This window comes from Clostridium sp. CTA-17 (assembly GCF_054767895.1).
The window spans coordinates 111,340-124,154 of sequence record NZ_BAAABF010000006.1 but is presented as its reverse complement, the minus strand read 5'-3'; the positions used below and the strand labels follow the sequence as shown (position 1 = coordinate 124,154).

Below are 12,815 nucleotides of genomic sequence, written 5' to 3'. Positions count from 1 at the left end.
ATAAATAATAAATTAAAAAAATTTATTATGTCATTAACTAAAATTATTTGTTTATAGCGTTAGCCATTTCGTAAAGACTTTCGTCAAAGCTTCTTTCTATATCTAAAGCTTCATCTATATCCATATCGAATATTTTGTTTTCTTTAATTCCTATAACTTTTGAAGTTTTTCCTTCTAATAAAACTTCTACAGCTTTAGATCCCATTCTTGATGCTAATACTATATCATCAGCAGTTGGTGATCCACCTCTTTGGATATGACCTAAAATTGTAGCTCTAGTTTCTATACCAGTTACAGATTCTATTTCTTTAGCTAATTCAGCTGATCCTCCAACTCCTTCAGCAACAACTATTATGCTGTGAGTTTTTCCATTTGATCTACCTTCTAAGATAGTTTTGATTAATTCATCTTTGTCAAATGGCATTTCTGGAACGATTATAGCTTCTGCTCCACCTGCGATACCAGCATATAAAGCAAGGTCTCCACAGTTTCTTCCCATAACTTCTACGATAGATACTCTTTCGTGTGAAGTTGATGTATCTCTTAATTTGTTTATAGCATCTACTACTGTGTTTAATGCAGTATCAAATCCTATAGTGTAATCTGTGTAAGATAAGTCGTTATCGATTGTTCCCGGTAATCCAACAGTCTTAACTCCTAATTTTGAAAGAAGTTTAGCTCCCATGAATGATCCATCTCCACCTATAACTACTAAAGCTTCAACACCGTAAGCTTTTAATATTTGTGCAGCTTTTTCTCTTACTTCTTCTTGTTTGAATTCTAAACATCTAGCAGTTCTTAAGATTGTACCACCTCTGTTTATGATTTCTGAAACAGATTTTCTATCCATTTTGAATAGTTCTCCATTTATTAATCCAGCGTATCCTCTTTGAACTCCCATTACTTCAAGTCCATGGTGTAAAGCCATTCTTGTAACTGCTCTTAAGGCAGCGTTCATTCCTGGTGCATCTCCACCACTTGTTAAAACAGCAATCTTTTTCATAATATTTTCCTCCTCTACACCACTTGGGACAAACTAAGTCCCAACAGTGTCAAATATTACCCACATTTTTAAGATATTATTTATATATGTTAAATGTTTATCAATTTTAAACTATTTTAAATTTTATCCCAAAATTTAAATACCCTATGTAACTTTATTAATACTATTCTACCACAATTAATTGTACTTAAAGTAGTGCTTATTTTCAACCTTTTTATGTAGAATTAAAGAAAAAAAACTCGATATATGATAATTTTTTCAATTATTATTATGCTCTAAAATCTTTTTAATATTTAATTAAATATTAAAAGTTATAATTCAAATTTCACTATAATGCCCATTTAAAACCAAATAAATAAATTTTACACTAAAGAATTTATTTAATTATTTAAAAAAATTTTATTTTTTTAATTTTAAGAAAATTTACAAATTAATTTTAGCACTTTTTTAAAAAAAGTCCACTTTTAAAAAGACTGTTACTAGTGCTTCATTTAAAATATCTCCCTCAAACTCAATAAGTAATCGTTAATACCCATTCTATTAAAAAAATATTTTATACTCTAGTTTTCCTTCTAAAGTGGACATTCATTTCCTATTTTATTTAGTTTTAACAAATTTTAAGCTTAATATTATAAGATTAAATTTAAAATTTCAATCTTACTCAAAATACTGAAAATTTTCTTTCAACTCTGAATTATAATATTAACCTTCAACTACTTTTACATTTTCTTCTCCAAATTTGGTAATTAAAAAGTCTATTACATCTGTATCTAAATCAATCCACATATCTCTGTTTAACCTAAAAGATGCTTTTTCCTTTGCTGCAAATATATAAACTGGAGAATCACCTTTATATTGTGATAATAAAACTCTTAAAGGCTTAACTATAATATTAGCTTTTTCCCTATCTTCAACCTTTATATATACCTTTGAAGAATTCATTAATTCTAATGGCTGTATATCTTCACAAAGTATTTTTGCCTCCTCATCTTCTTTCAGAGAAACTCTTCCCCTTATTAAAACAAAGGAGTCCTCATTTACTAGTGCATTACATTTTTCTAAGGTTTTAGGGAATATAACACATTCTAAATATCCAGTTAAGTCCTCTACTTTTGCAAATGCCATAAGAGTATTATTTCTAGTTACCTTTCTAGAAACATTAGTAAGAATTCCACCTATAATTACTCTAGTTCCATCAGTTAAAGAACTGTCTACAACTAAATCTTCTAATTCAACGTTCTTTTGCTCATTTAAATTCTTTTGAGCTTCTATTATTTTTTCTATAATTATTGATGTTTGCTCCTTTAAAGGCTTTTCATAATCATCTAGTGGATGACCACTCATATAAAGTCCTGTCATTTCCTTTTCCATAGCAAGCATATATTTCTTGTTGAATTCCTTTATGTTTGGATATCTTATTTCTAAGTTTGATTCACTCTCTTCTTGAAGTGCTCCAAACAATGACATTTGCCCATCTATGTTTTTCTTTCTCTGAGAATATACTCCATCCATTATTTTTTCAAAAACAGATAGTAATTGTGATCTATAAACCTTTAAGCTATCAAATGTACCAGCTTTTATTAAACTTTCTACTGATCTTTTATTTACAATACTTAAGTCTATCTTGTTGCAAAAATCCATAAGGGAAGTGAATCTACCCTTTTCATCCCTTGATTTAGCTATGTTTTCTACAACATTTACCCCTACATTTTTTATAGCTCCCATACCAAATCTTATAGTATCACCCTTAACTGTAAACTTAGTATAACTCTCGTTTATATCTGGTGGTAACACCTGAATTCCAAGCTTTTCTGCACTTCTTATATATTCAGATACCTTATCACTGTTACCCATAACAGAATTAAGCATAGCAGCTAAAAACTCTACTGGATAATATCTCATAAGATAAGCTGTCTGGAATCCTATTACGGCATAGGCAGCAGCATGACTTTTGTTAAATGCATAGGATGCAAAGTCCATCATGGAGTCAAATATTTTATTAGCCGCCTCAGCTGAAATACCATTTCTTAAGCAACCTGGAACCTCTATATTTCCATTTTCATCTTCAATTCCATAAATGAAGTTCTTTCTCTCTTCTTCCATGACCTTATGCTTTTTCTTAGACATAGCTCTTCTAACAAGGTCACTTCTTCCCATGGAATATCCTGCTAATTTTCTAACAATCTCCATAACCTGCTCTTGGTAAACCATAACCCCATAGGTTACATTTAATATGTTTTCAAGCTCAGGAACTATATATTCTACTGATTTTGGATCCCTTTTACCACTTATATATCTTGGTATTTCTGCCATAGGACCAGGTCTATATAATGATATTCCCGCTATGATATCCTCTAAACAGTCTGGCTTAAGCTCTTTCATGAAAGAAGTCATTCCTACTGACTCTAACTGGAATACCCCTACTGTATTTCCTTCACCAATCATTTTATAAACTTTTTTATCATCAAAGTCTAAGTTATCTAAATCTATGTCCACTCCTCTGTTATACTTGATCATATCCACAGCATCACGCATAACAGTTAAGGTTCTAAGACCTAAGAAATCCATTTTTAATAAACCAAGCTCTTCAAGTGTTGTCATATCAAATTGAGTTACAATGGATTCATCATTTTTTTGAAGTGGAACATACTCAACTAAAGGCTGAGAAGCTATAACTACTCCCGCAGCATGAGTTGATGAGTGTCTTGGAAGCCCTTCTAGCCTTCTACTTACATCAATAAGTTCTTTTACTCTCTCTTCAGTATCATATATTGTTTTAAGCTCTGGATTTAAATCTAAAGCCTTATCTATTGTTACCCCAAGAACTGTAGGTATTTGTTTAGCTATTCTATCAACCTCTGCATAAGTATAATTCATAGCTCTACCTACGTCTCTAATACAAGCTCTTGCTGCCATTGTTCCAAAAGTTATGATCTGTGATACATTGTCGTGACCATACTTTTCAACAACATAGTCTATAACTCTTTGTCTTCCCTCATAACAGAAATCAGAATCTATATCTGGCATACTTACTCTCTCCGGATTTAAGAAACGCTCAAAGAGTAAGCTGTATTTCATAGGGTCTATTTTTGTTATTCCTAAGGTATATGCAACTAAGGCTCCAGCTGCTGATCCTCTTCCTGGGCCAGTTGGTATTCCATTATCATTGGCATACTTAATGAAATCCCAAACTATTAGGAAGTAATCAACATATCCCATTTGCTTGATTACTCCAAGCTCATATTCAAGCCTTTCAATATCCTCTTTTACTTTTTCATTATTCTCACCAATTTCATAAATCTTATCTATATCATATATTCCCTTTTCCTTAAGAGGCTTTAGTTCTTCTAATCTATCTATAAGACCATCAAAGCAAGTCTTTCTTAGATATTCAAAGGGCTCTACCCCTTCTGGAAGTGGGAACTTTGGAAGCTTTGAAACATGGAATTCATAATCAAAATTACATTCTTCTGCAATCTTTAATGTATTTTCTAAAGCTTCTGGAATATAATCAAACATATCCCACATTTCCTCTGGTGATTTTAAATAGAATTGGTCAGAAGGGTATCTTCTTCTATTTGGATCATCCACAGTTTTTCCAGTTTGTATGCACATAAGTATATCATGTGCCTTTGAATCTTCCTGGTTTATATAGTGAACATCATTTGTTGCAACTAAAGGAATATTCAGCTCTTTAGCTAATTGTATATTTACCTCATTAACCTTTTTTTGCTCTTCTATTCCATGGTTTTGAAGTTCTAAGTAAAATCCATCCTTAAATGTATCTCTATAGAATATTGCAGCTTCTCTAGCTTTATCTATATTTCCATTTAAAATAGCTTTTTGAACTTCTCCCCCAAGACAAGCACTTAGGGCTATTATTCCCTCTGAATGTTCTTTTAAATATTCTCTATCAATTCTTGGTTTATAATAAAAGCCTTCAATAGATGCTACAGAAACAATTTTCATAAGGTTCTCATATCCCTTTTCATTCTTAACAAGAAGAACTAAGTGATATGTTTTATTATCTTCATCATTGCTCTTTATCTTTCTAGACTTAGGCACAACATAAACTTCACATCCTAAGATAGGTTTTATTCCTTCTGCCTTAGCTTCTTTATATAAGTCAACACATCCATACATAACACCATGGTCAGTTAATGCTATACTTTCCATTCCAAGTTCCTTTGCCCTCTTAATAAGTGGCTTTATTTTTCCAGAACCATCAAGCAAACTATACCCAGAGTGTAGATGCAAGTGACAAAACTTCTTATCCCCCATTTCCTTCACATCCTTTCATCTAATATTGTTTCTATAAAATATTTTTAATCATATATAAAATGCTATTTTTTAAGTTTAAATCTTAAAAATAATCTCTATTTTTTTATTAAAGCAAACACTTAAAAGTTATGTTTTAAATTAAGTGTAATATATTAATTTTACCATATTAAAGAGAAATACACTAAGAAAACTTTATTGTATTAATTCTAATTATTAATCTCTCAAGGAAAAATAATCTTTTTATACAAACATATCTAAATTACCATATTAATTTAAATTAATTGGTTTTTACTAGAACTTTACTTTAATTAATTTCTTAAAATTAATCAATTTAAATAGTTAGCTAAATGAAAAATTAAACTAAATTAAGCCTATATTAAAAATAAAATTTTAATATAGGCTTAATTTCTTATTTCAAACTATTTTTTGCTGCATCTATAGATTCTTGAACTTTAACTCTAGCATCATATACAGATTTTTCAATACCTTTCATTGCACCAATAAACTCATCTTTAGGCATTGCTAATATTTTATTTCTATTAGCATCTAAATCGCTTTTAACTGTACTTATAGACATTTTTAAATTATCTATATTCTCAACTATTTTTCTATTGGCATCATTAACTTTTCCATCTGATTTAGAAACTTTACTGTTAAGCTCATTTTTTAAATTTGTAAGTTCAGTATCTAAGTTTTTATAATATTTTTCATATTCTTTATAAGTTTCTTGCTTAGTATCCTCTGTTACATTTGAAAAATCATATTCTGTACCTAAATTTACATCACCAATATAAGTTTTTATTTTTTCTTCTAGCATTGTTTTATATTCAGCTGGAGTTGTTGCTGATAATTCTGAGTTCTTTGTCATTTCATCAGCCTTTTTTGTACATCCAACCATACCTATAATTCCAAAAAACATTACTCCTACTAAAAGCCAAATTGTCTTTTTAAAATTTTTTACCATATTAATACCTCCACTTAAAATAATATTTTTTCAAAATTATCTTCCCCATAAAAACAAATTAATATTATTCCATTTAGCAGGTATTTTTTTCATAAAAAAACTTTTAAGTTTTTTAACAGCAAATCTAATATTCGCTGTTAAAATAATTACTTAAAAGATTTTAAAAACTCTGCTAGAAGTTGCCTGTTCTAAGCTCTTCAGCTATTTTTTCAATTTTTCTTAATCTATGATTTACCCCTGATTTTCCAACTGGTGGTTCAAGCATTTCACCAAGCTCTTTTAATGATTCCTCAGGATAAGTTAATCTAAGTTCTGCAACTTCCCTTAAATTCTTAGGAAGTCTTGCAAGACCTATTTCTCTTTCTATAAGTTTTATACTCTCAACCTGTCTAACAGCTGCATTTACAGTCTTACTAAGGTTTGCAGTTTCACAGTTTACAAGTCTATTTACATTGTTCCTCATCTCTTTCATGATTCTAATGTTTTCAAGTTCTAAAAGGGCAGTATGAGCTCCTATTATATTTAATAAATCTACTATTTGCTCTCCTTCTTTTATATAAACTATATAACTATTTTTCCTTTGTATTACCTTAGCTTTTAACCCAAAAGTATTAATTAGCTTTCCTAAATCTTCTGCATATTCTTGAGAGTGAGTAACAAACTCTAAATGGTAAGTTTTTTCTGGATTACTTATACTTCCTCCACCAATAAATGCTCCTCTAATATAAGCTTTTTTCTTTTCTTCTGTATCAACTAAATTCTCATCTATATGATAATCTAGTGACATTATTCCATCTATCTCTCTTAATATACCTGTTATTTCAAGTAATTTTTTTACTCCCATTTCTTCGGTTACAACAACCATATAAATATTATTTTTCTTTAAGGAATTACTTTTTTTAACCATAAGCTTTGCATGTATGTCAAAGTAATCCTTTAATATAGTAAACATCAATCTTGCAGATGCAGGATTTTCTGTTGTCATTTTGAAGCTTATTTGTCTACCACTAAAAGCAAGTGTACCGCATACTTTCATGATAGCTGATATTTGAGCAAGAGCTTCCTCTTTTGATATATCAATATATCTACATATTTCTCCCTTTACTTTTGCTGAAAATGACATGACTGCTCCTTCCTATTTGAACCTTCTCTTTTCTTAATTCTTTGTGATAAATATATATACTCTAAAATTTTCTTTCTATCATATAATAAATGCTTTTCCATTACTGTTTCAATGAGAAGTTGTGCTAAATAATCCGAATTATGTCTTATATAATCCCCTTTAACCTTAGTTAAATCTCCATCAACAACACATAGTCCCATCTTTTTAAGCTTATTAATATCAAGTTCTACAAGCTCAGAATTTTTATCTAAGTACTTTTCTTTCAATTCTTCTGAAATATCTTTAGAGTTTGCAATTATACAGTCTACCATATCTTTTCCACAATGATCTAATATAACTTGAACATGGTCAGATACCTTAAATCCATCAGTCTCACCTGGTTGAGTCATTATATTGCAATTATATATTTTAAATGCTTTACTTTTCTTTATAGCTTTACTTATATCTTTTACCAAAAGGTTCGGTAATACACTAGTATATAAACTTCCTGGTCCTAAAACTATAGCATCAGCCTCTTCTATAGCTTCCAAAGCCCTATCCAAGGCCTTAGCATCCTCTGGTATTATCTTTAATTTTTTTATTGGACTACTTTGGTCTATTACTTCCTCTCCTATTAGAGATTCACCTCTTACCCTATGTCCATTCATAAGTTCAGCTTCTAAAACCATATTTTCTAAAGTTACAGGTAAAACTTCACCTTTAACGGCAAGTACAGAACTCATTTTTTGGACAGCATCCTCAAAATTTTCAGATATTCCATCCATAGCCGCTAAAAATAAATTACCAAAACTCTGGCCCTTTAGTCTACCATCATTAAATCTATATTGCAATAATTCGTTCATTAAAGGCTCAGTATTAGCCAAGGCTAAAATACAGTTTCTTATATCACCAGGTGGTAGCATACCTAAGTCTTCTCTTAAAATACCAGATCCACCACCATCATCTCCAACTGTTACTATAGCCGTTATATTAGATGTATAATGCTTTAATCCTCTAAGCATGGTGGAAAGGCCTGTCCCCCCACCTATAACAACAATCTTTGGCCCTTTAATTAAAAGTCTATCATCTTCTATTAGGTCTTCTAAATCATCTTCTTCAATAGATAAATTTATATATCCTTTATTAACTAATGAAACCACTGACTTCACGCACCAAACTATTGATTTATATCCTACTAACCCAGAAAAAATTATTAGTATTATAAATACAGCTTTATCATGAATGGTGGTTACATGTCTCTCATCAATTAACTTTGCAATGGCAACAGCCATAGTAATTATAGATGCTAAAGCCAAAAAAATGTATCTTTTAACTCTGATACCAGGCTTAAGCATTTTTTTCATCATCATAGTTTTCTATCTCCCCTATTTATATCCTCATTAATATCTCTATGCTCTAAGGTAACATGGAAGTTCTTAGCTAGAAGTTCTTTGTATAAAGCGTTAGCTATAGCTACTGATCTATGTCTTCCCCCTGTACATCCAATAGAGATAATAAGTTGTCTCTTTCCTTCTTTTATATAATTAGGGATTAAGAATTCTGCCATATCTGAAAGTCTTGATAAAAATCCTTTTGTTTCTTCTTGAGCAAGAACATAATTTTTAACTGGTTCATCTTCACCTGAAAATGGCTTTAACTCTGGAATATAAAATGGATTTGGTATAAATCTAACATCAAAAACTAAATCTGAATCTGATGGAATACCATACTTAAATCCGAAAGATAAAACAGTTATTGAAAGATTTTGCTCAACTGGCTTACCATCTCCATATAAAAGATTTATTTTTTCTCTTAAATTTCTTATAGGATAATTTGAAGTGTCTATTATATTATCAGCTCTATCCTTAAGTTCTCTAAGTCTCATTCTTTCTTCACTTATACCAGTTATTATTCTTCCATCTGGTGAAAGCGGATGACTTCTTCTTGTTTCTTTGAATCTCTTAACTAAAACCTCATCAGAAGCCTCTAAGAATAAAATTTCGTAATTAAAATTATTAGCCTTTAAATACTCTATGCTTTCAAATAAATCATCAAAGAATATTCCGCCTCTTATATCTATTACTAATGCTATTTTATCTATTTTACCTTCACTTTGAACACAGGCCTCTGCAAACTTAGGTATTAACTTTGGAGGTAAGTTATCTACGCAAAAGTATCCTAAATCTTCTAAACTTCTTGTTGCTTCTGTTTTTCCAGCCCCTGAAAGTCCAGTAACTATTACAAATCTCATATTATCATCTCCTATAAATCTATAATCTGTTTAATAACTTCAAAACATAAGAAATGCTTTAATCACTTAGTAATTAAAGCAAACAAACTAATTTCTTAAATAGATTATAACATAAAATAAGTCAATTATTACTTATTTTATAAACCTCTAATTTTATATATTTTTCTATTTTTTAAGTAAAGAATTTTTATATTATTATACGGCTAAAAAAAGAGTATGCATATGCATACTCCTTCTTACTAATCTCTACCAATTATTCTAACTTCAGTATGAAGTTCAACATCAAAATTTTCTTTAACTGTTTTTTGAACATGAGCTATAACATCTAAGACATCCTTAGCTGTAGCTCCACCTTTGTTTATTACAAAACCTGAATGCTTTTCTGAAACAGCTGCTCCTCCAATTGAGAAACCTTTTAATCCTGAATCTTGAATAAGTTTTCCAGCAAAATATCCTTCTGGTCTCTTAAATGTACTACCAGCTGATGGATATTCTAAAGGTTGTTTACTCTCTCTTTTATTTGTAAGATCATCAATCTTATCTTTTATACTAGCATACTCTCCGCTTTCTAGTTCAACTGTAGCCTCTATAACTACATATCCCTTTTTCATAACTATTGAACTTCTGTAACCAAGTTCTAATTCCTCTTTAGTTAAATTTTTAATATTACAATTTTCATCAATTACTCTAGCTGATTTTATTACATGTGCCATTTCTCCATCATAAGCTCCAGCATTCATAAATACTGCGCCTCCAATGCTTCCTGGTATTCCACATGCAAATTCAAAGCCTCTTAAGTTATTTTCTAAAGCAGCCTTTGATACATCTTTTAATAAAGCTCCACTCTGAGCTGTTACGCAATTTCCCTCTGTTGTAATCTTGTTTAACTTGTTAAATTTAATTACAACTCCAGAAATGCCTCCATCTTTAACTAAAATATTAGAACCGTTACCTAATATAAAATAAGGTACATTATATTCCCTACAAAGTTTTAAAGTATTAACTACTTGTTCTTCATTAACAGGAGTTACTAGTATATCTGCTGGTCCTCCTACTCTAAAATAAATATGTTCGCTCATTGGAGAATCCACAGTAATATCTTCTTCATTATAAAATTCACCTAATAATTTATAAAACTCCATGTATTGATTCATACCCAAACTCCTCAATTTTAAATTTAATATCCTAATTTAATAGTATAAATTAATTCTTGACATATTTTCAATATTTAGTACAAAATTTTTTTATTTTCCTATGCCATAATATTATATATATTATTCTAAGTCAATTTCTGTTAATAAAATTAACTTGAAAAATATTGTTTTATACTTTCTGCTGCTTTTCTGTCTATCCCTGGTGTATCTAATAACTCTTCCATAGATGCCTTTTTAATGTTATCTATACTTCCAAACTTCATAAGAAGATTTCTTCTTCTCTTTTCACCAATTCTAGGTATATCTTCTAATATGGAATGTAATGTTCTTTTATCCCTTAAACTCCTGTGATATGTTATGGCATATCTATGAACCTCATCCTGAACTCTAGTTATTAGATTCATAAGCCCTGATCCTCTTCTAATAAGGATTTCCTCGTTATTAAATATAATTCCTCTAGTTCTATGCTTATCGTCTTTGACAAGGCCACAGACAGGAATTTCTATACCAAAGTCCTTTAGAACCTCTAGGGCTATATTCACTTGCCCTTTTCCACCATCTATCATTATCAAATCTGGAAAAATACAAAACTTACCCTTTGAGTATTCCAAATTTCTCTCTTTTATTTTATTTACTTCCTCTAATCCATGTGCAAATCTTCTACTTAATATTTCTCTCATACTTTCATAATCATTAGGCCCTTTAACACTTTTTATCTTAAATCTCCTATAATCTGAATTTTTTGCTTTTCCATTTTCAAAGACTACCATGGTCCCTACTGAGTCTACACCCTGTATATTGGATATATCATAAGCCTCTATTCTAGCCGGCAAAGAATTTAATCCTAAAACATCTGCCAGTTCAGTTAAGGCAGACTTATTTAACTCTTTTTCCTCAACCATTTTTTCTTTAAATTGGTCAAGCATTATCTTAGCATTATTTCTAACCATATCTAAAAGATTCTTTTTATCCCCCTTCTTAGGGACTTTTATCCAAACCTTAGATCCTCTTTTTTCTGTAAGAAACTTTTCTATTAATTCTTGATCCTCTATTTCCTCTGGCACATAGATAGTCTTAGGTATTTGTGCAGTTCCTCCATAAAAGGATGCTATGAACGAACTTATTACCTCTTTAACTGGATCATCACTAATATTTTCAATCATAAAGTGCTCTCTCCCTGTAACTTTTCCCTCTCTAACAAAGAAAACTTGAGCACATCCATCCTTTTCGTCAGTATATAAGTCTATAAAGTCTTCGTCTCCTTCTTTTGCAGTGAACATTTTTTGTTTTTCGCTAATCAATTCTATGGCCAAAATTCTATCTCTAATTTTAGCTGCTTTTTCAAACTCTAATTCTTCTGCAGCTTTTTCCATCTCTAGTTTTAACTTTTTTATTATGGATGTGTCTGTACCATTTAAAATGTTTATAATTTCATCTATCATTTCCCAGTACTCAGCCTTAGATATATAGCCAGCACAAGGAGCTTTACAAAGGTTAATATGATAATTTAAACATGCTCTCGTAGGCTCTCCACCTTCCACAATGGCCTTTTTACAGGTTCTTAAGGGGAATAACTTTTTAATAAGCCCCATAACCTCATAAACAGCTGTACCATTAGTATATGGTCCAAAATATCTATTTCCATCCTTAGCAAAATTCCTTGTAACATAAACCCTTGGAAAATCCTCATTAGTGGTTATTTTTATAAAGGGATAAAACTTATCATCCTTTAAGGCTATATTATATCTTGGACTGTATTTCTTAATAAGATTACATTCTAAAATTAATGCTTCCATTTCAGAATCAGTAACTATGTACTCAAATTCAGCTATATTCTTAACCATAGCTCTAACTTTTTCAGAGTGATTCTTAGAGTTTTGAAAATATTGCCTTACTCTATTTTTTAATATCTTTGCTTTTCCTACATAAATAACTTCTCCAAGAGAATTTTTCATTATATAAACTCCTGGTTTATCAGGCAATATCTTCAATTGGTGTTGAAAATCAAACATCATTATCACCTCGCATCTTTTATTATAAAACTTATTTTTATAAATTAA

At 30.2% G+C, this 12,815-nt stretch carries 8 protein-coding genes; all 8 read right to left on the bottom strand.

Annotated features, from left to right (window positions below; genetic code table 11):
- Nucleotides 1-43 precede the first annotated feature (43 nt).
- A complete protein-coding gene (pfkA, locus tag ACYUCG_RS11030) occupies nt 44-1,003 on the bottom strand; it encodes a 6-phosphofructokinase (RefSeq protein ID WP_060796198.1) in 960 nt (319 codons plus the stop codon).
- A gap of 702 nt (nt 1,004-1,705) precedes the next feature.
- On the bottom strand, nt 1,706-5,284 hold the full coding sequence (locus ACYUCG_RS11025) for a DNA polymerase III subunit alpha (protein WP_460268622.1): 3,579 nt from the start codon (nt 5,282-5,284) through the stop codon (nt 1,706-1,708).
- A 409-nt stretch (nt 5,285-5,693) separates the two neighbouring features.
- Complete coding sequence (locus ACYUCG_RS11020; protein WP_460268621.1) at nt 5,694-6,248, bottom strand: hypothetical protein; 555 nt, start codon at nt 6,246-6,248, stop codon at nt 5,694-5,696.
- A 172-nt stretch (nt 6,249-6,420) separates the two neighbouring features.
- Nucleotides 6,421-7,371, bottom strand: a complete 951-nt coding sequence (whiA, locus tag ACYUCG_RS11015; RefSeq protein ID WP_003457993.1) for a DNA-binding protein WhiA — start codon at nt 7,369-7,371, stop codon at nt 6,421-6,423.
- On the bottom strand, nt 7,350-8,720 hold the full coding sequence (locus tag ACYUCG_RS11010) for a gluconeogenesis factor YvcK family protein (protein WP_139932691.1): 1,371 nt from the start codon (nt 8,718-8,720) through the stop codon (nt 7,350-7,352). The genes whiA and ACYUCG_RS11010 overlap by 22 nt, the downstream gene beginning before the upstream one ends.
- Nucleotides 8,717-9,601: an RNase adapter RapZ gene (gene rapZ / locus ACYUCG_RS11005; RefSeq protein ID WP_060796201.1), complete on the bottom strand. Its 885-nt coding sequence runs from the start codon at nt 9,599-9,601 to the stop codon at nt 8,717-8,719. Before rapZ ends, ACYUCG_RS11010 begins: the two co-directional genes overlap by 4 nt.
- 239 nt (nt 9,602-9,840) lie before the next feature.
- A complete protein-coding gene (gene murB, locus ACYUCG_RS11000) occupies nt 9,841-10,755 on the bottom strand; it encodes a UDP-N-acetylmuramate dehydrogenase (protein ID WP_060796202.1) in 915 nt (304 codons plus the stop codon).
- A 149-nt stretch (nt 10,756-10,904) separates the two neighbouring features.
- Nucleotides 10,905-12,767, bottom strand: coding sequence for an excinuclease ABC subunit UvrC (gene uvrC, locus ACYUCG_RS10995; RefSeq protein WP_460268645.1), 1,863 nt, complete (start codon nt 12,765-12,767; stop codon nt 10,905-10,907).
- Nucleotides 12,768-12,815 lie beyond the last annotated feature (48 nt).